Here is a 21,046-nt window from a genome sequence, read left to right as displayed (position 1 = left end):
AAAGTCAGCGCAGCCTCAGCGCCACGTGAAGTCCTGCCCGTTCCACTTCAGCGCGCCCCTGCCCCCGCCGTGTCCGTGCATGCTGATCGACGGGATCGCACCACTGCCGACGCTGACACCGCCGCCCAACACTTCCGTCTTGAAGTTCAGCAACTGCCCTTCACGGACGTAAATCCTGACGCTGCATACCTGAGCGCCGCAATAACCGCTGCGCCCCCCGGTCGCGCATCTGATGCCTTCGTGTGCAACGACGAGGTCTTCGCGTCCGTCGCCGGTAAGGTCACGTTCGATGAACGCCGTCGGATCAATCCGCCCGCCGCCACCGCAAGCCGTCTTGATTTCTTGGTTCATCAGGTAGGTTGCAGCATTGGAGGACTGGGCTTGCGCCAATCCTCCGGACACAAGCCCGGCAATCAGAGCCGGCACAAAAATCTTCATGACAAAATCTCCGACAAAAAGACTGCAGGCAAACGCCCGCACGAAAGGTCTGCGATCAATAGCCTCGCAATGGAAGTTTCCCAAATCCCCGGCATCCACGCAAAGAGAAACCCCGCCCGCTTCTCAGCGGACGGGGCGGATACGCCTCATAAGAGGTAGTTCTTAATCGCGGCTTTCCTCGTCCACGATGGGCTGTGCAAAGGCATCGCCACCGACGTAGTCGTCTTCCACCGGAGCGGCCAGGGCCGCCGCGGCTTCCGCTTCCTCGCGGCGCGCTTCGATCACGACGTTGTCGCGATCCTGCGCTACGCGACGCATCTTCTGGGTCGCGCCACCGGTGCCCGCCGGGATCAACCGGCCGACGATGACGTTTTCCTTCAGACCGACCAGCTTGTCCTTCTTGCCCTGCACCGAAGCCTCGGTCAGCACGCGCGTGGTCTCCTGGAACGATGCCGCGGAGATGAACGACCGGGTCTGTAGCGACGCCTTGGTGATCCCCAGCAGGATCGGCTCGCCTTCGGCCGGACGGCCGCCCTTCTTGATCGACTTCTCGTTCGCGGCGTCGAATTCGGCCTTGTCCACGTGTTCGCCCTTCAGCAGCGTGGTGTCGCCCGAGTCCTGGATTTCCCACTTCTGCAGCATCTGGCGCACGATCACTTCGACATGCTTGTCGTTGATCTTCACGCCTTGCAGACGATAGACGTCCTGAACCTCGTCGATCATGTAGTTGGCCAGAGCCTCGATCCCCATGATGGCGAGGATGTCGTGCGGCGCCGGGTTGCCGTCCATGATGTAGTCGCCCTTCTGGACGAAGTCACCTTCCTGGACAGGAATGTGCTTGCCCTTGGGCACCATGTATTCGACCGGCTCCATGCTCTCGTCCGACGGCTCGATGCTGATGCGGCGCTTGTTCTTGTAGTCCTTGCCGAAGCGCACGTAGCCGTCGATCTCCGCGATGATCGCGTGATCCTTGGGACGACGTGCCTCGAACAGTTCGGCCACACGCGGCAGACCACCGGTGATGTCCTTCGTCTTGGCACCTTCGCGCGGAATACGCGCCACGACGTCACCGGCCTTCACCTCCGACATGTCCTCGACCGACAGGATGGCGTCGACCGACATCGGATAGGTGATCGGGTTGCCGGCTTCGTTGCGCACGGGCTCACCGTCGCCGTCGATCAGGATGATCTCGGGTTTCAGCTCGTTGCCCTTGGGCGCCGCGCGCCAGTCGGTGACGATCTTCTGGGTCATGCCCGTCGCATCGTCGGTTTCCTCACGCACGGCAACGCCGTTCACGAGGTCCACGTGACGCGCGACACCGTCCTTCTCGGCGATGATCGGCAGGGTGTAAGGGTCCCACTCATAGAGTTTGTCGCCGCGTCCGACCTTCTCGCCTTCCTTGACGAACAGCTTGGTGCCGTAGCCCAGCTTGAAGCTGGCCCGTTCGGCGCCGTGCTCGTCGAGGATCAAGAGCTTCATGTTCCGGCCCATGACCAGCGTCTCGTCCATCGAGTTCTGCAGCGTGTTGGCGCCCTCGAAGTTGACGATACCCTCGGTGCCGGCCTCCTGGAAGGACTGCTGACCACCCTGCGCAACGCCGCCAATGTGGAAGGTCCGCATCGTCAGCTGCGTGCCGGGTTCACCAATCGACTGCGCCGCGATAATACCCACCGCTTCGCCCGAGTTGACCATGGTGCCGCGTGCAAGGTCACGGCCATAGCACATGGCGCAGACGCCCTCTTCGGCCTCACAGGTCAGCGGCGAGCGGATACGCATCTTCGCAACGCTTGCCTCTTCGATGGTGTCCGCCATGCGTTCGTCGATCAGCGTGCCTGCCTTGCAGATCACGTCCTCGGTGCCCGGTGTCAGGACATCGTCTGCTGCCACCCGGCCCAGAATACGCTCTGCCAGAGACGACACGATCTCGCCGTCGTTGACCGCCGCTTCCGCGGTGATCGCCCGGTCGGTGCCGCAATCGTTCATGCGAACGATGCAGTCCTGCGCCACGTCCACCAGACGACGGGTCAGGTAACCCGAGTTCGCCGTCTTCAGAGCGGTGTCCGACAGACCTTTCCGCGCTCCGTGAGTCGAGTTGAAGTATTCAAGAACGGTCAGACCTTCCTTGAAGTTCGAGATGATCGGCGTCTCGATGATGTCGCCGTTCGGCTTCGCCATCAGGCCGCGCATCCCGCCCAGCTGCTTCATTTGCGTGACCGAGCCACGGGCACCGGAGTGGGCCATCATGTAGACCGAGTTCGGCTCCATGACCGAGCCATCCTCTGCGGTGCGGTCAGCCGAAATGGTCGACATCATCGCTTCGGTGACCTTGTCGTTACACTTCGACCAGGCATCGACGACCTTGTTGTACTTCTCACCCTGGGTGATCAGGCCGTCCATGTACTGCTGTTCGAAGTCCTTCACCTGGTCGCGCGTCTCTTCGACGATCGGCCACTTGGTGTCAGGAATGACCATGTCATCCTTGCCGAAGGAAATACCGGCCTTGAACGCTTCCTTGAAGCCCATGCCCATGATCTGGTCACAGAAGATGACGCTCTCTTTCTGACCGCAGTAACGGTAGACGGTGTCGATGACCCGCTGCACGTCCTTCTTGCGCAGAAGCTGGTTGACCAGTTCGAACGGCGCCTTGGCATTCAGCGGCAGCAGACCGCCAAGCCGCAGACGGCCCGGGGTGGTCTCGTAACGCTTCATAACCTCTTGGCCCTCGTCGTCTATCTGCTTGACCCGCGCGGTGATCTTGGCGTGCAGATGCACCTCACCGGCATTCAGCGCGTGTTCGACTTCCTCGATCGACGAGAATGCCATGCCCTCGCCCTTCATGCCATCGCGCTGGATGGTGAGGTAGTAGAGACCGAGGATCATGTCCTGCGACGGAACGATGATCGGTGCGCCGTTGGCGGGCGACAGAACGTTGTTCGTCGACATCATCAGCACGCGGGCTTCCAGCTGGGCTTCCAGCGAAAGCGGTACGTGCACGGCCATCTGGTCACCGTCGAAGTCGGCGTTGAAGGCCGAGCAGACCAGCGGGTGCAGCTGGATCGCCTTGCCTTCGATCAGCGTGGGCTCGAACGCTTGGATGCCCAGACGGTGCAGCGTCGGCGCGCGGTTCAGAAGAACCGGGTGCTCGCGGATCACCTCGTCGAGGATGTCCCAGACCTCCGGGCGCTCTTTCTCGACCAGCTTCTTGGCTTGCTTGACGGTCGACGACAGGCCCTTGGCCTCAAGCCGCGAATAGATGAACGGCTTGAACAGTTCCAACGCCATCTTCTTGGGCAGGCCGCATTGATGCAGCTTCAGTTCCGGTCCGGTCACGATGACCGAACGGCCCGAGAAATCGACCCGCTTGCCGAGAAGGTTCTGACGGAAACGACCCTGCTTGCCCTTCAGCATGTCCGACAGCGACTTCAGCGGACGCTTGTTGGCGCCGGTGATGACGCGGCCACGACGACCGTTGTCGAACAGCGCGTCGACCGACTCTTGCAGCATCCGCTTTTCGTTGCGGACGATGATGTCCGGCGCGCGCAGCTCGATCAGCCGCTTGAGACGGTTGTTCCGGTTGATGACGCGGCGGTACAGATCGTTTAGGTCGGAGGTCGCGAAGCGGCCACCGTCCAGCGGCACCAGCGGGCGCAGTTCCGGCGGGATCACCGGGATCACGGTCATCACCATCCACTCCGGACGGTTGCCGGATTCAAGGAAGGACTCGACCACTTTCAGGCGCTTGATGATCTTCTTGGGCTTCAGCTCACCTGTCGCCTCTTTCAGATCGGCGCGCAGGTTCTCGGCCTCGGACTCAAGGTCGATGGCGGCCAGCATCTCGCGGATCGCCTCGGCGCCGATATTGGCGGTAAAGGCGTCCATGCCATAGGCGTCCTGCGCGTCCATGAACTCTTCCTCGGTCATCATCTGACCATAGGTGAGGTCCGTCAGGCCCGGCTCGATCACGACGTAGTTCTCGAAGTAGAGCACACGCTCAAGATCGCGCAGGGTCATGTCCAGCATCAGGCCGATGCGCGAAGGCAGCGACTTGAGGAACCAGATGTGGGCGCAGGGCGCGGCCAGTTCGATGTGGCCCATACGCTCGCGGCGGACCTTCTGCAGCGTGACTTCCACGCCGCATTTCTCGCAGACGACGCCGCGATACTTCATGCGCTTGTACTTGCCGCAGAGGCATTCGTAATCCTTGATCGGACCGAAGATACGCGCGCAGAACAGGCCGTCACGCTCGGGCTTGAACGTGCGGTAGTTGATGGTTTCCGGCTTCTTGATCTCGCCGTAGGACCACGAAAGGATCCGCTCGGGCGAAGCCAGCGAGACCTTGATCTCGTCGAAGGTCTTGACCGGGGCGACGGGGTTGAACGGGTTGTTGGTCAGTTCCTGGTTCATTTTCTATCCTTAGAGGCTGGCGGTTGAGGCTGTGATGGCGCCGATTTCCTTGAAAGAAACCGGGCCGGAAACTTTGAAAGTTTCCGGCGCGTTGCGCTTACTCATCCTCCTCCGCATCCAGGAGTTCCATGTTCAGGCCGAGGCCGCGGACTTCCTTGACGAGCACGTTGAAGCTCTCGGGAACGCCCGCCTCGAAGTTGTCCTCGCCCTTGACGATCGATTCATAGACCTTGGTCCGGCCCGCAACGTCGTCCGACTTGACGGTCAGCATCTCCTGCAGGGTGTAGGCGGCGCCATAGGCTTCCAGAGCCCAGACCTCCATCTCCCCGAAGCGCTGGCCACCGAACTGCGCCTTGCCGCCCAGCGGTTGCTGGGTCACCAGGCTGTAGGGCCCGGTCGAACGCGCGTGGATCTTGTCATCCACAAGGTGGTGCAGCTTGAGCAGGTACTTGACGCCCACGGTGACGGGACGTGCGAACTGTTCGCCGGTGCGGCCGTCGAACAGGATCGACTGACCAGATTCCGAGAAGCCCGCACGCACGAGCGCATCGTTCACGTCGCCCTCTTTCGCGCCGTCGAAGACCGGCGTCGCGATCGGAACGCCGCGGGTCACGTTGCCCGCTGCCTCCAGCATCTGCGCCTCTTCCATGCCGGCGATGCCCTCTTCATAGACCTCGTCGCCATAGGCGATCCGCAGGGCCTCGCGCACCGGGGTCATGTCGCCAGAGCGGCGATATTCGTCCAGCGCCTCGTCGACCTTGATGCCCAGACCGCGCGCGGCCCAGCCCATGTGGGTTTCGAGAATCTGCCCGACGTTCATCCGCGACGGAACGCCCAGCGGGTTGAGGCAGAAGTCGACCGGGGTGCCATCTGCGAGGAACGGCATGTCCTCCATCGGCACCACGCGGCTGATCACACCCTTGTTGCCGTGACGACCGGCCATCTTGTCGCCCGGTTGCAGCTTGCGCTTCACCGCGATGAAGACCTTGACCATCTTCATCACGCCCGGCGGCAGGTCGTCGCCGCGGCGAACCTTTTCGACCTTGTCCTCGAAGCGCGCATCGAGCTGACGCTTTTGCGCCTCGTACTGCTCGTTCAGCGCCTCAACGATCTTTGCGTCTTCCTCTTCGGCGACGGCAAGCTGCCACCACTGGCCACGCGACAGACTGTCCAGCAGCTCTTCGGTGATTTCCGAGTTCGAGCGCACGCCGCGCGGGCCCTTCACCGCGGTCTTGCCGAGGATCAGTGACTTCAGACGCTGGTAGATGTTGCGGTCGAGGATGGCGAGTTCGTCGTCCCGGTCACGGGCCAGACGCTCGATTTCCTCACGCTCGATCTGCAGCGCACGTTCGTCCTTTTCGACGCCGTGACGGTTGAACACACGCACTTCGACAACGGTGCCGAAGTCGCCCGGTTTCACCCGCAGCGAGGTGTCGCGCACGTCTGATGCCTTTTCACCGAAGATGGCGCGCAGGAGTTTCTCCTCCGGCGTCATCGGCGACTCACCTTTCGGAGTGATCTTGCCCACCAGGATATCGCCCGGCTCCACGTCGGCGCCGATATAGACGATGCCCGCCTCGTCGAGGTTGCGCAGGGCTTCCTCGCCGACGTTGGGAATGTCGCGGGTGATCTCTTCCGGCCCGAGCTTGGTGTCACGGGCGGCAACTTCGAATTCCTCGATGTGGACCGAGGTAAAGACGTCGTCACGCGCGATGCGCTCGGAAATCAGGATCGAGTCCTCGTAGTTGTAGCCGTTCCAGGGCATGAAGGCGACGACGACGTTCTTGCCGAGCGCCAGTTCCCCCATGTCGGTCGACGGGCCGTCGGCGATCACTTCGCCCTTGCCCACGGTATCGCCCACCTTGACCAGCGGACGCTGGTTGATGCAGGTGTTCTGGTTTGACCGCTGGAACTTGCGCATCCGGTAGATGTCGACGCCCGGATCGCCCGGCTCCATGTCCTCGGTGGCCCGGATAACGATCCGCTGGGCATCGACCTGGTCGATGATGCCCGCACGTTTCGCCATCACCGATGCACCCGAGTCGCGGGCCACGATGCCCTCGATCCCGGTGCCCACCAGCGGCGCTTCCGAGCGCAGTGTCGGAACCGCCTGACGCTGCATGTTCGAGCCCATGAGGGCGCGGTTGGCGTCGTCGTTTTCAAGGAACGGGATCAGCGAGGCCGCGACAGACACCAGCTGTTTCGGCGACACGTCGATGAGGTCCACATTCTCGTTGGGCGACAGCGTGTAGTCGCCGGATTTCCGGGTCGACACGAGGTCGTTCACGAACTTGCCGTTCTCGTCGAGGTTGGCGTTGGCCTGCGCCACGGTGTGACGCATTTCCTCGGTCGCGGACATGTAGTGCACTTCGTCGGTCACCTGGCCGTCCTTGACCACGCGATAGGGCGTTTCGATGAAGCCGTACTTGTTGACGCGGGCGAAGGTGGCCAGCGAGTTGATCAGACCGATGTTCGGGCCTTCCGGCGTCTCGATCGGGCACATCCGGCCATAGTGCGTCGGGTGCACGTCGCGCACCTCGAAGCCCGCGCGTTCACGCGTCAGACCGCCCGGTCCAAGTGCCGACAGGCGGCGCTTGTGGGTGACTTCCGACAGCGGGTTTGTCTGGTCCATGAACTGCGACAGCTGCGAAGAACCGAAGAATTCGCGGACGGCAGCGGCCGCCGGCTTGGCGTTGATCAGGTCCTGCGGCATCACCGTGTCGATCTCGACCGAGGACATGCGTTCCTTGATCGCGCGTTCCATGCGCAGCAGGCCGACGCGGTACTGGTTTTCCATCAGTTCGCCGACCGAGCGCACCCGGCGGTTGCCGAGGTGGTCGATGTCGTCGATATCGCCGCGGCCATCACGCAGGTCGACCAGCGCCTTGATGCAGGCAACGATGTCTTCGCGGTCCAGCGTGCGCTGGGTGTCAGGCTTGTCGAGCGCGAGGCGCATGTTCATCTTGACCCGGCCCACTGCGGACAGGTCATAACGCTCGCCGTCGAAGAACAGCGTGTCGAACAGGGCGCTGGCGGCTTCGACGGTGGGCGGTTCGCCCGGGCGCATGACGCGGTAGATGTCCATGAGCGCGCTGTCGCGGCCCATGTTCTTGTCCTGCGCCATGGTGTTGCGCATGTAGGCACCGACGGTGATGTTGTCGATGTCCAGCACCGGGATCTCGGTGATGCCCGCGTCGATCAGCTCTTTCAGGGTGCCGCCGGTGACATCGCCATCCTTGTCGACTTCCCAGGTCAGTTCATCGCCGGCCTCGACATAGATCGCGCCGGTTTCCTCGTTGATCATGTCCTTGGCAGCGAACTTGCCGACGATCTGCTCGAACGGCAGCAGCAGGTCCTTGACGCTGCCTTCGTCGATCAGCTTTTTGACCGCGCGGGGCGTGACCTTCTTGCCGGCCTCGCCGATGATCTCGCCGCTGTCGGCATCCACCAGGTCATAGGTCGGGCGGGTGCCGCGCACGCGCTCGGGGAAGAACTTGGTGACCCAGCCCTCACCCTTGCGCAGGGTATAGGTCACGGTGTCGTAATAGGCGTCCATGATCGCCTCTTGATCGAGCCCCAGCGCATAAAGCAGGGTCGTCACCGGCAACTTGCGGCGACGGTCGATCCGGGCAAAGACGATGTCCTTGGCGTCGAACTCGAAGTCCAGCCAGGAGCCACGGTAGGGAATGATGCGGCAGGCAAAGAGCAGCTTGCCCGAGGAATGGGTCTTGCCCTTGTCATGGTCGAAGAACACGCCGGGCGAACGGTGCATCTGGGACACGATGACGCGCTCGGTGCCGTTGACGATGAAGGTGCCGTTGGGCGTCATCAGGGGCATGTCGCCCATATAGACGTCCTGTTCCTTGATGTCCTTGACCGACTTTGCCCCGGTGTCCTCGTCGATATCGAATACGATCAGGCGCAGCGTCACCTTGAGCGGTGCGCTGTAGGTCAGGTCGCGCTGCTGACATTCCTCGACGTCGAACTTCGGCTTTTCCAGCGCGTAGTCGACAAATTCGAGAACCGCGGTCTCGTTGAAGTCCTTGATCGGAAAGACCGACTGGAAGACACCCTTGATGCCTTCGCCGTCAAGCGGCTCGAGCTGGTCGCCGGATTTCAGAAACAGGTCGTACGAGGACTTCTGAACCTCGATGAGGTTCGGCATTTCAAGGACTTCGCGGATTTTGCCGTAATAGCGGCGAAGACGTTTCTGGCCAAGGAAGCTTTGCGCCATGAGGGGAGTGCCCTTTCGATTTTCTCTGCCCGAACGCGCGCAGTGCCGGGGCTGCAAAGGCGCATTCTCGTCAGTGACGGCGTGAAACGGATCCATTCTCGGCGCGCGTCCCACCGTGCGCCACTCGATCCCTGTTTCCCTGCCTTGGAAAACCCCCCGATCGGGGGCTTGCCAAGATGGGCCACTGCATCACATGTCTGTTGAAGAGGTCCGTATATGGGGTCATGTCCGGGTTTATCAATGCGTCGGCAACACCTCATATGCAAAACGAAAGACACACGGGTTCGAATCGGTCGAACCCGCGGGAGACTTCCGAATATTCGGTGAACAACGCGAACGCAAGACCCCCCGAGAGGGTTTCGCGTTTTCTTGACGTCCGACGAGTGTGGCAAAAACCGGCGGCGGGGTCAAGCAGGACGGCTTATTCCGTCAGCCTGTTGTTGCCATGCAGGCTGCCTGAAACGGCAACAGGCGCCCCCGAACCGGGAGCGCCTGCCTGAGATGTAGGATGGGTGATCCCACCCATCGCCCCCGAGCCGACCGGCCCGGAGTGCCGAAATCACTTGAGCTCGACTTCCGCGCCTGCGGCTTCCAGCTTCTTCTTGATCTCTTCGGCTTCGTCCTTGGAGACCTGCTCCTTGACGGCCTTGCCACCGGCTTCGACCAGTTCCTTGGCTTCTTTCAGGCCAAGACCGGTGATGCCGCGAACTTCCTTGATCACGTTGATCTTCTTGTCGCCAGCCGCTTTCAGGATGACGTCAAATTCGGTTTGCTCTTCGGCAGCTTCGCCACCGGCGTCGCCTGCGGGGCCGGCCATCATGACCGCGCCGCCAGCGGCGGGCTCGATGCCATACTCGTCCTTGAGGATGGTTTTCAGTTCTTGTGCTTCCAGCAGGGTCAGACCGACGATCTCTTCTGCCAGTTTCTTCAGATCAGCCATTTTAGACTCTTTCCGTATCTAGATGTGTTCCAACGTGTGGGCGGATGCCCCACGAAAGTCTTCTCGGTTTGCCTTACGCCGCTTCGGCCTTTTCCTCGATGGTCGAGAGGATGGAGGCGATATTCGAAGCAGGTGCGCCAATGGCCCCGGCAATGTTCGAAGCAGGTGCACCGATCATGCCCACGATGGTAGCAATAAGCTCATCACGCGACGGCATTTTCGACACGGCCTCGACACCGGCCCGGTCCAGTGCAGTTTCACCCATCGCACCGCCAAGGATTTCGAACTTCTTGTTCTCCTTGGCGAAGTCCTCGGCCACCTTGGCTGCTGCCACGGGGTCCTCGGAATAGGTGAGCACGGTCATGCCCGAAAGGAAGTCAGCAATGCTTGCGCAGGGCTTTCCCTCGAGGGCGATCTTGGCGAGCCTGTTCTTGGCGACACGCACAGAGCCACCCGCGTCGCGCGCACGCGCACGGAGGTCCTGCATCTCGGCAACCGTGAGACCTTCGTAGTGGGATACCACCACGACGCCAGAGCTTTCGAAGATCTGGCCGAGTTCCTCGACCAATTTCTCTTTCTGGGCTCTATCCACAGTTTCACTCCAGTATTGGGGGTTGCCCCCCGGCTCGGTTCTGCCAGGCACGAGGCCCGGCGTTCAGGTCCTTTTTACGGGGGTCCGCCAAGAGCGCCCGAGGTGCAAAAGCCCTCGGCCAATCTGGTCTTCTCCCGTCTCAGGCAGGATATTAAGAGGCCAGGCCCCACCCACCGTCTTGGACGAAATGCACCACGGGTCCCGAATCGGGCCGCGGTACAGGGGGGTGGAGTAGGACGGAACGCGTTACGACGCAAGGGTTGATCTGGGCGCCTTCCGCGGAATCAGGGGCGAAGGCCGCCGCGCGATCGTCGTGCAGTGGGCATACCTCCGGCATGACCCTCCCCGAGGGCCGGCAATCGCACGGCTGCTCACCAAGCCCCTACCGCATCATCCCCACCACCTCGGCAAACATCGCGCTCTCCGGCTCGCCCAGCCCTGTTACCACGTCGAAGTGGTTCCGCCCAGCCACCTCCCGCGCCGTCACCTTCAGCCCCTGGCCTCTCAGGACGTCCGCGTAATCCAGGCTCTGCCGCTTGAACTCGCCGGTCTCTTCCGATCCCCAGAAAAGCGCCACCCGAACCCCGGACGGGACCGCCATCCGCATCGGAGAATTCCGCTGCGCCCCTGCCTCGTCCAGCTTCAGCCATGCGTTCGGCGCACAAAGCCGCACCGGTTGCAGATCGAACAACCCGCTGACCAGCACTGCGCCCCGCACCACCCCCGCCGGCCGACCGAAGGCCGGCCACTCGGTCGCCATGCACATCGCGGCAAGGTGTCCGCCCGCGGAGGATCCGCTGACCCAGAGCCTGTCCGCATCCGCACCGAACTCTCCCGCCTGCTGGTGCACCTCGGCCACCGCCCTGCGGCACTGCGCGACGATCCGGTCGAGGTCCGCCTCGGGCGCCAGCGTGTGCTCGACCACCGCCACCGCGACCCCCCTGGCCACCATCGCCCGCACCATGAAGGCGCTGTCAGACCGGCCGAGCAGCCGCCAGTATCCGCCGTGAATGTAGACCAGCACCGGCGCACCGGCGCCTGCCGGGAAGAAATCCACCCGTTCGTCGGGATGATCGCCGTAAGCGAGTTCCACCACTTCGCAGGACGCATGACTTTCGTCGCTCATCCGGCGGTATCGCGCCATCTCGGCTTCAAAATCCGTCACTGTTGCTCGGGCATTGTATTCTCGATTAAGCGTTTCCTGATCCATGCCGCGATACACATCTGCCATGAAGCACCTCCCGCACCGACTAAAAAGCCTTTGTCGACAAAGGACAAGCTCTTGCCCGGCGAGACATTGCCCACGCAGGGAACCAAATCGCGAGTTCTGCGTTTGCAACCTTCACGCGAGCCGGTAGACTTCTTGTCCAGAGCCGCGATTTTGGGGGAAGAGCCATCACACAGGGCACCGTTCTGATCATCGAGGACAACGGCCTGATTGCCGAAGACCTCGCCTATACTGTCGCGGAGTCCGGGTTTGAGACCGTCGGACCTGTGGGAACCTATAACGCCGCCCTTGCCGCCGTCGATGCCGGGGGCTTTACGCATTGCGTGCTCGATCTCGATCTGGGGAAGTTTCCCCACGATCCGCTGGGGCCGGGGCGCGAGGGCCGTCAGATCCTCGCTGTGCTGGGCATGATGAATACGCCCACCGTCATCTACAGCGGCCATGTGACCGAACCCGCGATGCTGCATGCCCTGCACCACAATGCAACCTGCATCGACAAAGTCGAAACCACCGACCGTGTGGTCGCAGCGCTTCGCGAATTCTCCGGTAAGGCCGACTGACCTCAGATGCGAAGGGCGCCCCGTGGGGCGCCCTTCATCGTTCAAAACAGCAGAGGTCAGGTGCTCCGTCGTTCCTGGATCAACCCCTTCACGATGGCCACGCAGATCAGCAGCAGGATCACCGTGAACGGCAACCCGGTCGAGATCACCATCGCCTGCAAGGCGCCCAGCCCGCCTCCGAGCAGCAGCGCGATCGCCACCAGCCCCTCGAAGGTGCACCAGAAGATCCGCTGCGGCACCGGCGCGTCGACCTTGCCGCCCGCGGTGATGGTGTCGATCACCAGCGACCCGGAATCCGACGAAGTCACGAAGAACACGATCACCAGAATGATCCCGATGGTCGAGGTGATGGCCGCCAGCGGCAGCCCTTCCAACATCGCGAACAGCGACAGCGGCGGGTTGTAGCTGTCGATCACCTGCGCCTTGACCGCGCTTCCGCCCGGGTCCGAGATCACCTGCTCAATGGCCGCGCCGCCGAACACCGCCATCCACAGCACACAGACCAGCGACGGGATGATCAGGACGCAGGTCACGAACTCGCGCACCGTGCGACCACGGCTGACGCGGGCGATGAACATGCCGACGAAGGGTGACCAGGAAATCCACCACGCCCAGTAGAACGCGGTCCAGCCCTGCATATAGCCGGTATCCTCGCGCCCGTGCGGGATGGACAGCGGCACCACGTTGCGGAAGTAGTCCACGATGCCCTCGCCGAAGCGGGCAAGGATCGTCCCGGCCCCGGCAGCGAACAGCACGAAGAGCAGCAGCAGAAGCGCGATCACCATGTTGATCTCGGACAGCACCTTGACCCCGCCGTCGAGGCCCCTGAGCACCGAAATCAGCGCCACCGCGGTGATGGCGATGATCAGGACCACCTGCACCGTCACGCTCATCGGGACACCGTAGACGTACTCAAGCCCGGCGTTGGCCTGCTGCGCCCCGAACCCTAGTGAGGTCGCAAGCCCGAACAGCGTCGCAAACACCGCCATCGTGTCGATGACATGCCCGGTCCAGCCCCAGACCTTCTCGCCGAAGATCGGGTAGAAAGCCGAGCGGATCGTCAGCGGCAGACCCTTGTTGTAGGTAAACAGCGCCAACGCCAGCGCCACCACCGCATAGATGGCCCATGGGTGCAGCGCCCAGTGGTACGACGTGGCGGCCAGAGCCATGCGGCGCGCGGCTTCGACGTTTTCAGGGATCAGCGCGCCGTCCTCGGTGAAGGGTCGCACCACGCCCAGAGGCTCATCCCCCCAGGGTGTGCCGAAGTAATACACCGGCTCAAGCACCCCGAAGAACATCAGCCCGATGCCCATGCCGGCGGCGAACAGCATCGCGAACCAGCCGGCGTAACCGTAATCCGGCGTCGCATTCTCTCCGCCCAGCCGGACCGACCCCAGCGGCGTCACAATCAGCAGAAGGCAGAACACCACGAAGATATTGGCCGACCAGAGGAAGAACCAGTCAAAGTTCGATGTCAGAGCCGGCCGCAGCCAGCCGAAGAATTCGCTGGATTGCGCGGGCGCCATCAGCGCGTAGGCCACGAAGGCCACGATCGAAAGCCCCGAGATCAGGAACACCGGGTTGTGGATGTCCAGCGGCACGGGCCCCAGCTTCGTCTCGATATTGTCCTGCCCGATCTCGTACTCGGTATCGATGACTTCGCTGGCACCGTCGGGGGCCGGTATGCCCTGTGCTGAGGTGTCTTCAGCCATGTATGGCCTCCTGTCGATTATTTCTTGTTGCAGCCCCGAAAGGCGTCGACAGCGGCGACGGCAGCCCGCAAATCCCACGGTCCGACCGGCTTTCCGCCGTCAAGGCAAGGCGTCCATGCGTCCTGACACCCCACCACGCGCAGCCGCGCGTGATCCCCGAAGGCTATCGCGGGCGGGCGGGCGAGCACAAGCAAACTCCGCCGGTTTTGCCCCGGAATACGACACCTTGGCCGGCAGGCACCCCGCCAGATACGGCTCAGACAATCCCCGCCATGCTCTTGTGCACGCTGGTGCCGCGCGCTGCCAGCCGGGCAATCAACTGCTGTTTCGCCACCGGTTTTCCAAGGACATCGTCCTTGCCCTCCTCCAGATAGCCGTCGCGGTGGAGATGCATGACATTCGCGGTGACCGCGATAATGTGGACCGGGGTCCGGCCTTGAGCCTTCTAAAAGTGGCGGATGCGGCGGGTGGCCTCGATCCCATCCACTACGGCCTCAGGAGGTCCATCAGGATCACAGCACCACCCGGCCCTTCGGCTTGGAGCGGCAATATTCCGACCATCTTTATCCGCACTTGCCGAGCTTGCTCTGCACCCAGCGGCTTCGCCCCCGCCGACAGGTCATTGCGGCTGGGCCGCGTAGCGCCCGGCATCGGTCAGACACCCAAAACAAAGAAGGCGCCCCGAAGGACGCCTTCTTCAAGTCACGACTGGCAGTCAGATCACTCGGCGTTGGCCGAATCCACGGCGACCGACACGCCCGGGCCCATGGTCGAGCTGAGCGAGATCTTCTTCATGTAGGTGCCCTTGGCGCCCGTCGGTTTGGCTTTCGACACGGCACCGACGAATGCGCGCACGTTCTCAGCCAGCTTGTCGGCATCGAAGGACGCCTTGCCAACGCCCGCGTGCACCACACCGGCCTTCTCGACCTTGAACTGAACCTGACCGCCCTTGGCCGACTTGACCGCTTCGGCCACGTCCATTGTCACGGTGCCGACCTTGGGGTTCGGCATCAGGTTGCGCGGGCCCAGAACCTTACCCAGACGACCGACGATCGGCATCATGTCGGGGGTGGCGATGCAGCGATCGAACTCGATCTTGCCGGACTGCACGGTTTCCATCAGGTCTTCCGCACCGACGATGTCGGCGCCAGCGGCCTCGGCTTCCTCGGCCTTGGCGCCACGGGCGAAGACAGCAACGCGCACGGTCTTGCCGGTGCCGTTGGGCAGGCCGACGACGCCGCGGACCATCTGGTCTGCGTGGCGCGGATCGACGCCAAGGTTGACGGCGATCTCGACGGTCTCGTCGAACTTGGCGTTGGCATTGGACTTGATCAGTTCAACAGCTTCCTCGACCGACACGTTTTCCTTGTCAGCAAATGCTTCCCGCGCGGCGCGGGTACGTTTTCCAAGCTTGGCCATTACTTCACCTCGATGCCCATGGATTCCGCCGAACCGACGATGATCTTCATCGCGGCGTCGATGTCGTTGGCGTTGAGATCCTTCATCTTGGCTTCGGCGATCTCGCGAACCTGCTTGACGGTCACCGAACCCACGGTCTCACGCGACGGGGTCTTGGCGCCGGACTTCAGCTTGGCGGCCTTCTTCAGGTAGTAAGACGCGGGCGGCGTCTTGATGTCCATGGTGAAGGACTTGTCCTGATAATAGGTGATCACGGTCGGGCAAGGTGCACCCTGCTCCATGTCCTGCGTCTTGGCGTTGAACGCCTTGCAGAATTCCATGATGTTGATGCCGCGCTGACCCAGCGCCGGACCGACCGGCGGGGAGGGGTTCGCTTGACCGGCGGGAACCTGAAGCTTCATCTTCCCGGCGAGTTTCTTGGCCATTGGCCTTCTCCTTTGTCATCGGCGGACTCTGGGGCCCACCCTGTAAGACCGAAGCGCGCTCCGGCCTCCTTGCTAGCGTGGTCGGGCTTCGGCACGCGTGCCCTTGCCTCCCACGAACGAACGGGCGAGTTGCCCGTAGGATGGGTGCTCGGCACCCATCGTCCCTCAGCTCTGTTTCGAGACCTGAGTGAATTCCAGTTCAACCGGGGTTTCCCGGCCGAAGATCGACACCGACACCTTGAGCCGCTGGTTATCCTCGTCGACCTCTTCGATCATGCCGTCGAAGTCCTCGAACGGACCGTCCGAGACCTTGACCTTCTCGCCGACCTCGAAGTGGATCAGCGTGCGCGGCTGCTCCTCACCTTCCGCGACGCGGCCGAGGATCGCCTCGACCTCGGCATCGCGCATCGGCATCGGACGGCCCTGCGGGCCCAGAAAGCCGGTGACGCGGTTGATCGAAGTGATCAGGTGATAGCCCTTGTCCGACATCTCCATCCGCACCAGCACGTAGCCCGGCATGAAACGCCGCTCGGTCGAGACCTTCTTGCCACGGCGGACCTCGATCACTTCCTCGGTCGGCACCAGGACCTCTTCGATCTGGTCTTCCAGGCCCTGTTCGGCCACCGCCGTTCTGATCTGTTCGGCAATCTTCTTCTCGAAGTTCGAGAGGACACTGACCGAATACCACCGTTTTGCCATCTGGCGCTCACCTTGCGTTTGCCGGCCTGCCCGACCGAATACGTTGTTCTTTCAATGCCTTAGCACATCGCCCGGCATGACTTCCCGAAACAAAAAAGCGGCGCGTGGGCCGAATCGCCACGCGCCAGATGTCTTGGGATGGCCGCTTCCTACCCCCGGCACGGCCCGATTTCAAGAGGCGCGCAGCGTGGTTTCAGCGCGCGGAACCGGCCCTCAGCCGAACATCCCCAGCACGGCCTGCAAACCGCCGCGGATCGCAAGGTCAACCAGCGCAAAGAAAATCGCCGTCAGCGTCGCCATGATGAACACCATCACCGTGGTCAGCAGCACCTCGCGGCGCGTCGGCCAGACGACCTTGGACACTTCGGCCCGCACCTGCTGAATGAACTGAAGGGGATTTGTCGTTGCCATCTGATCTGTCCTTGCAAGGGTTGAAGGGCCAGATACGCGGCCCGGGCGGCAATTTCAAGGCACGCTTGCGCGACCTGCCCGCGCAGGGTTGCCCGATTTCCGGGCAAACCGCACAAGCCGCGCTCAAACAGGGCACCATTCGATGGCTTTTGGCGGTGCGCCGCCTAATCTTGCAGCATGACCCAGTCACTCCCTCTTCTCGTCTTCTCCGACCTCGACGGCACGCTGCTCGACCACGAGACCTATGATTTCGCGCCCGCGCGCCCGGCTCTGCGGGCCCTTGCGGACATCGGCGCCGGTGTCGTCCTCGCCAGTTCAAAGACCGCCGCCGAGATGGCTCCGCTGCGCAGCGCGATGGCGCTGGATGCATGGCCCGCAATCGTCGAGAACGGCGCCGGCATCCTCGAGCCGGGTGCGAGCGTGGCCTCCGACGATGCCGCCTACCGCGACATCCGCGGGCGGCTCGCCGGTCTGACGCAGGGCTCCGGCCATTTCCGTGGCTTCGGTGACATGAGCGATGCCGAGGTCGCCGGGATCACCGGCCTGTCCGTCACCGATGCGGCCCTCGCACGCAGCCGCCAGTTCAGCGAGCCGGGGGTCTGGACCGGCCCGCCCGACGATCTCGACCGTTTTCTCGTCGCCGCCGAGGCCGCAGGTCTTCACGCCCGCCGGGGCGGCCGCTTTCTCACCTTTTCGCTGGGTCACACCAAGGCCGACCGCATGAAGGAACTGATCGTCCGCCTGCACCCCGCCCGGACCCTCGCGCTCGGCGATGCACCCAACGACGACGAGATGCTTGCGGCCGCCGATCATGCCGTCGTCGTCGCCAACCCGCACGGCCCCAGCCTGCCGCCGCTACCGGGTGAGGCCGAAGGCCGCGTCACCCGCACGGCAATGCCCGGTCCCGAAGGCTGGAACACGTCCGTGCTCGGATTACTTGAAGGCTACGGAATGGCGATAGGGACCCAGAGCAATGGCTGACTTCCATCAAAACGGCAACATCACCACCCTGCACAACCTGCGCACCCGCGACCTCGACGATCTGGAGTACGAACTCACCAGCTTCGCCCAGACCCGCAAGATCTCGTTGATCCTGCCCTCCCTGTTCTCCGAACTCGAAGGCGAGGCGCTGCCCAAGATCCTCGACGAACTGGGCAAGGTGCCTTACGTCCATCGCATCATCATCGGCCTCGACCGCGCCGACGAGGCGCAGTTCAGATACGCCCGCCAGTTCTTTGCCCGCCTGCCCCAGACCCACACGGTGATCTGGAACGACAGTCCGAGGATGCAGGAGCTCGGCGCTCGTCTCGACCGCCACGGCCTCGCCCCGGTAGAACCCGGCAAGGGCAAGAACGTCTGGACCTCGATCGGCTACCTTCTAGCCTGCGCCGACAGCGCGGTGCTGGCGTTGCACGATTGCGATATCGTCACCTATGACCGGGAAATGCTGGCGCGGCTTGTCTATCCCGTCGCCAATCCATCGTTCCCGTTCCAGATGTCCAAGGGCTACTACCCCCGGATCGGCAACGACAAGCTGAACGGCCGTGTCACCCGTCTGCTGGTTTCGCCCCTGCTGATCGCACTGAAGAAGGTGGTCGGCGACAATGACTACATCGATTACCTGCGCAGCTTCCGCTATCCGCTGTCGGGCGAATTCGCCATGCGCACCGCCATCCTGCCCGATCTGCGCATCCCGTCAGACTGGGGGCTCGAGATCGGCACCCTGTCCGAAGCCTGGCGCAACCTCGCGCCGAAGTCGGTGTGCCAGGTCGAGATTTCCGACGCCTATGACCACAAGCACCAGCAGCTTTCGGCCGAGGACGCCTCGACCGGACTGTCGCGCATGTCCACCGACATCTGCAAGGCGGTGTTCCGCAAGCTGGCGGCCGAGGGCACGGTCTTCACGCCCAACGTCTTCCGTACGCTCAAGGCCACCTATTACCGTTCGGCTCTGGACCTGCTTGAAGGATATTACACCGACGCCCGGATGAACGGGTTGTCGCTCGACCGTCACAGCGAGGAGCAATCCATCGAGCTTTTCGCCGAGAACATCATTCGCGCCGGTCAGGTCTTCCTCGACAACCCGCACGAGACACCGTTCATCCCGACATGGAACCGCGTTCATGCGGCCGAACCGGGCTTCCTGGGCGATCTGAAGGCAGCGGTGGCGGCGGACGAAAAGGACTATGCTGGGGCCTGAGCCGCCTCCTCACCCCCGGTTGGAAATCCATCGGCACTGATAGGGCGCAAAGGTGATCTGGTCGCCGCTGGCCGCGATCTCTTCGCCGGTCATCAGGTCCACCCAGGTGTCACCGTCGATCAGGTTCAGCACCGACGGCACGATCGCCACCTCGTCGCCGCTGACGTTGTGCAAGGCATAGATCGATTGCGAACGGTCAAGGCTCTGACGCCACAGCCCGAAGATCCGTTCGTCCAGCGTCAGGGTGAACTGGGTGGCATTGGGATGGAACGCGGCCTGTCTGCCACGCAGTTTCAGCCGTTCCGACATCCGCCTGAGCACCACCGACTGGTCGCTGTCCGGGTCCTCCAGCCGCTTGAGCAGCGTCGGGTAATCCCAGCGGTGCCGGTTGATCGCCCGGTTCATCCCGCGGCGCGCGACCGCCTCGTGATCGTTAGGCGTGGCCAGCATCGAGTGGATGTAGAACGCCGGCGTCCCTTCCAGCGACATCACGATGGTCTGTGAACACAGGAAGCGGTCGATGTGCCACGCGTCCTCGCCCCGAAAGGTCCGGCGCATCGCCTCGAAGAATGAGCAGTTCAGTTCATAGGGCTCTTCCCCGCCTCCCGGCAGCGTGCGCATCGACACCAGCCCGCCCGCCTCGCGCACCGTCTCGATCATGCGCGCCTTTTCGTCCGGTGGCAGCACGCCCTCGGCGGGGCGCATGCCGATGCCGTCGTGCGAGGCGGTGAAGTTCAGGTAGCCGCAGCCAAGCTGCGCCGGTGGCATCGTCGTCTGCCATTTGTGCAGATAACGCGCCGTGCCGGATTGCATCGCGTGCAGGATCAACGGCGGCAGCGGGAAGTTATAGACCATATGCGCTTCGTTGCGGTTGCCGAAGTAGCTGAGGTTCTCGGTTCTGGGCACGTTGGTTTCGGTCAGCAGCACCACCGTCTCGGTCGCGAAATCGCAGAGCAGCCGCATCAGCTGCACCACAGCGTGCGTTTGCGGCAGGTGGATGCAGGAGGTGCCGATTTCTTTCCAGAGGAACGCCACCGCATCCAGCCGCAGGATGCGCACGCCGTTGTCGATGTGCAGCCGGATGATCCGCAGCATCTCGATCAGCACCTCGGGATTGCGGAAATCAAGGTCCACCTGGTCGTGACTGAAGGTGCACCACACGTGCCGCACCCCGTTCGGCGTCTCGACTTCCCGCAGCAGCGGGCTGGTCCGCGGCCGCACCACCGTGTCCAGATCATCCTCGGGGCTGGCGTCGAAAAAATAGCGGTCGTAGGGTGCCTGCCCTTGCCGGTAGGCGTTGAACCACGGGCCCTGCGACGACACGTGGTTGAGCACGAGGTCCGACATCAGCGCAAAGCCGTCCGCGATCCTCCGGATGTCCGCCCAGCCGCCAAGTTCGGCATTCACCGCGCGGTAATCTGTCACCGCGAAACCGTCGTCCGAGGTATAGGGAAAGAACGGCAGGATATGCACGCCGTTCACCACCCCCTTCATATGACGCAGCAGGAAATCGTTCAGCAGGTCCAGCGGCTTGTGCTGACCGTCCACGATCGAGTTGCCATAGGTGATCAGCACCGCGTCATGCTCGGACCACAGGTTGTTCGACGGCGGCCGGCCACGCTTGCGGCGGTGGGTGCCCTCGGGCCAGAAGGCATCGATGATTTGGCTGGACAGGATGTCGGCGTCCAGATCGGGATATATCTCGCGCACCAGCGCCGTGAGCCGGGCGCTGAACGTTCCGGATGGTCTGGACATGTTCGGGCCTCGTGATCGTTTCGGTTCTT

At 62.9% G+C, this 21,046-nt stretch carries 17 protein-coding genes; 3 read left to right on the top strand and 14 right to left on the bottom strand.

From position 1 onward, the window contains the following. Positions 1-15 precede the first annotated feature (15 nt). The 7 genes from AC04PT_RS10025 to AC04PT_RS09995 form a co-directional block, all read right to left on the bottom strand. The gene (locus tag AC04PT_RS10025; RefSeq protein ID WP_482873535.1) at positions 16-438 is read right to left on the bottom strand and encodes a hypothetical protein; all 423 of its coding nucleotides are present in this window, start codon (positions 436-438) and stop codon (positions 16-18) included. 162 nt (positions 439-600) lie between these two features. Beyond that, on the bottom strand, positions 601-4,842 hold the full coding sequence (gene rpoC, locus AC04PT_RS10020; RefSeq protein ID WP_482873534.1) for a DNA-directed RNA polymerase subunit beta': 4,242 nt from the start codon (positions 4,840-4,842) through the stop codon (positions 601-603). 97 nt (positions 4,843-4,939) lie between these two features. Continuing rightward, positions 4,940-9,076, bottom strand: coding sequence for a DNA-directed RNA polymerase subunit beta (gene rpoB, locus AC04PT_RS10015; protein ID WP_482873533.1), 4,137 nt, complete (start codon positions 9,074-9,076; stop codon positions 4,940-4,942). Between the two features lie 559 nt (positions 9,077-9,635). Then, positions 9,636-10,016: a 50S ribosomal protein L7/L12 gene (gene rplL, locus AC04PT_RS10010; protein ID WP_482873532.1), complete on the bottom strand. Its 381-nt coding sequence runs from the start codon at positions 10,014-10,016 to the stop codon at positions 9,636-9,638. Positions 10,017-10,089: 73 nt separating this feature from the next. Then, positions 10,090-10,608: a 50S ribosomal protein L10 gene (rplJ, locus tag AC04PT_RS10005; RefSeq protein WP_482873531.1), complete on the bottom strand. Its 519-nt coding sequence runs from the start codon at positions 10,606-10,608 to the stop codon at positions 10,090-10,092. 382 nt (positions 10,609-10,990) lie between these two features. After that, positions 10,991-11,734 (bottom strand): alpha/beta hydrolase, encoded by a 744-nt coding sequence (locus AC04PT_RS10000; RefSeq protein ID WP_482873530.1) that lies wholly within the window; start codon positions 11,732-11,734, stop codon positions 10,991-10,993. A 35-nt stretch (positions 11,735-11,769) separates the two neighbouring features. Beyond that, positions 11,770-12,156, bottom strand: a complete 387-nt coding sequence (locus AC04PT_RS09995; RefSeq protein ID WP_482873529.1) for a hypothetical protein — start codon at positions 12,154-12,156, stop codon at positions 11,770-11,772. A 3-nt stretch (positions 12,157-12,159) separates the two neighbouring features. Between AC04PT_RS09995 and AC04PT_RS09990 the strand changes: the two genes are divergently transcribed. After that, positions 12,160-12,396 carry a hypothetical protein gene (locus AC04PT_RS09990; protein WP_482873528.1) on the top strand — a complete coding sequence of 79 codons (237 nt, stop codon included), beginning with the start codon at positions 12,160-12,162 and terminating at the stop codon, positions 12,394-12,396. Between the two features lie 56 nt (positions 12,397-12,452). On the opposite strand, the gene AC04PT_RS09985 is transcribed toward AC04PT_RS09990, so the two are convergent. From AC04PT_RS09985 to secE, 6 genes are all read right to left on the bottom strand, one after another. Continuing rightward, positions 12,453-14,108, bottom strand: a complete 1,656-nt coding sequence (locus AC04PT_RS09985) for a BCCT family transporter (RefSeq protein WP_482873527.1) — start codon at positions 14,106-14,108, stop codon at positions 12,453-12,455. A gap of 256 nt (positions 14,109-14,364) precedes the next feature. Further along, on the bottom strand, positions 14,365-14,502 hold the full coding sequence (locus AC04PT_RS09980; protein WP_482873526.1) for a hypothetical protein: 138 nt from the start codon (positions 14,500-14,502) through the stop codon (positions 14,365-14,367). A gap of 326 nt (positions 14,503-14,828) precedes the next feature. After that, positions 14,829-15,527 (bottom strand): 50S ribosomal protein L1, encoded by a 699-nt coding sequence (gene rplA / locus AC04PT_RS09975; RefSeq protein ID WP_482873525.1) that lies wholly within the window; start codon positions 15,525-15,527, stop codon positions 14,829-14,831. Beyond that, positions 15,527-15,952: a 50S ribosomal protein L11 gene (gene rplK, locus AC04PT_RS09970; RefSeq protein ID WP_482873523.1), complete on the bottom strand. Its 426-nt coding sequence runs from the start codon at positions 15,950-15,952 to the stop codon at positions 15,527-15,529. Before rplK ends, rplA begins: the two co-directional genes overlap by 1 nt. A gap of 165 nt (positions 15,953-16,117) precedes the next feature. Then, positions 16,118-16,651, bottom strand: a complete 534-nt coding sequence (gene nusG / locus AC04PT_RS09965; RefSeq protein ID WP_482873521.1) for a transcription termination/antitermination protein NusG — start codon at positions 16,649-16,651, stop codon at positions 16,118-16,120. Positions 16,652-16,864: 213 nt separating this feature from the next. Then, positions 16,865-17,062: a preprotein translocase subunit SecE gene (gene secE / locus AC04PT_RS09960; RefSeq protein ID WP_482873519.1), complete on the bottom strand. Its 198-nt coding sequence runs from the start codon at positions 17,060-17,062 to the stop codon at positions 16,865-16,867. A 177-nt stretch (positions 17,063-17,239) separates the two neighbouring features. Here secE and AC04PT_RS09955 point away from each other — a divergent pair, with 177 nt between their 5' ends. Together AC04PT_RS09955 and AC04PT_RS09950 are read left to right on the top strand one after the other, a co-directional pair. Next, positions 17,240-18,043, top strand: coding sequence for an HAD-IIB family hydrolase (locus tag AC04PT_RS09955; RefSeq protein WP_482873517.1), 804 nt, complete (start codon positions 17,240-17,242; stop codon positions 18,041-18,043). Beyond that, entirely contained in the window at positions 18,036-19,262 is a 1,227-nt protein-coding gene (locus AC04PT_RS09950; RefSeq protein ID WP_482873515.1) for a glycosyltransferase family protein, read from the top strand. The genes AC04PT_RS09955 and AC04PT_RS09950 overlap by 8 nt, the downstream gene beginning before the upstream one ends. Before the next feature lie 9 nt (positions 19,263-19,271). Here AC04PT_RS09950 and AC04PT_RS09945 read toward each other — a convergent pair whose 3' ends face one another. Further along, positions 19,272-21,017: a sugar phosphorylase gene (locus tag AC04PT_RS09945; protein WP_482873513.1), complete on the bottom strand. Its 1,746-nt coding sequence runs from the start codon at positions 21,015-21,017 to the stop codon at positions 19,272-19,274. Positions 21,018-21,046 lie beyond the last annotated feature (29 nt).

This window comes from Litorisediminivivens sp. KMU-197, from assembly GCF_056858395.1.
The sequence above is the reverse complement of the archived record's forward strand: the minus strand, read 5'-3'. Positions and strand labels throughout refer to the sequence as shown.

What these genes read in the sequence shown, in the direction of transcription:
- AC04PT_RS10025 (WP_482873535.1), bottom strand. Translation starts at nt 438, where the DNA reads ATGAAGATTTTTGTGCCGGCTCTGATTGCCGGGCTTGTGTCCGGAGGA.
- rpoC (WP_482873534.1), bottom strand. Translation starts at nt 4,842, where the DNA reads ATGAACCAGGAACTGACCAACAACCCGTTCAACCCCGTCGCCCCGGTC.
- rpoB (WP_482873533.1), bottom strand. Translation starts at nt 9,076, where the DNA reads ATGGCGCAAAGCTTCCTTGGCCAGAAACGTCTTCGCCGCTATTACGGC.
- rplL (WP_482873532.1), bottom strand. Translation starts at nt 10,016, where the DNA reads ATGGCTGATCTGAAGAAACTGGCAGAAGAGATCGTCGGTCTGACCCTG.
- AC04PT_RS10000 (WP_482873530.1), bottom strand. Translation starts at nt 11,734, where the DNA reads ATGAGCGACGAAAGTCATGCGTCCTGCGAAGTGGTGGAACTCGCTTAC.
- AC04PT_RS09995 (WP_482873529.1), bottom strand. Translation starts at nt 12,156, where the DNA reads ATGCGTAAAGCCCCCGGCATCGACGGCGGCAAGGGCGGCGTTATAGGT.
- AC04PT_RS09985 (WP_482873527.1), bottom strand. Translation starts at nt 14,108, where the DNA reads ATGGCTGAAGACACCTCAGCACAGGGCATACCGGCCCCCGACGGTGCC.
- AC04PT_RS09980 (WP_482873526.1), bottom strand. Translation starts at nt 14,502, where the DNA reads ATGCATCTCCACCGCGACGGCTATCTGGAGGAGGGCAAGGACGATGTC.
- rplA (WP_482873525.1), bottom strand. Translation starts at nt 15,527, where the DNA reads ATGGCCAAGCTTGGAAAACGTACCCGCGCCGCGCGGGAAGCATTTGCT.
- rplK (WP_482873523.1), bottom strand. Translation starts at nt 15,952, where the DNA reads ATGGCCAAGAAACTCGCCGGGAAGATGAAGCTTCAGGTTCCCGCCGGT.
- nusG (WP_482873521.1), bottom strand. Translation starts at nt 16,651, where the DNA reads ATGGCAAAACGGTGGTATTCGGTCAGTGTCCTCTCGAACTTCGAGAAG.
- secE (WP_482873519.1), bottom strand. Translation starts at nt 17,062, where the DNA reads ATGGCAACGACAAATCCCCTTCAGTTCATTCAGCAGGTGCGGGCCGAA.
- AC04PT_RS09955 (WP_482873517.1), top strand. Translation starts at nt 17,240, where the DNA reads ATGACCCAGTCACTCCCTCTTCTCGTCTTCTCCGACCTCGACGGCACG.
- AC04PT_RS09950 (WP_482873515.1), top strand. Translation starts at nt 18,036, where the DNA reads ATGGCTGACTTCCATCAAAACGGCAACATCACCACCCTGCACAACCTG.
- AC04PT_RS09945 (WP_482873513.1), bottom strand. Translation starts at nt 21,017, where the DNA reads ATGTCCAGACCATCCGGAACGTTCAGCGCCCGGCTCACGGCGCTGGTG.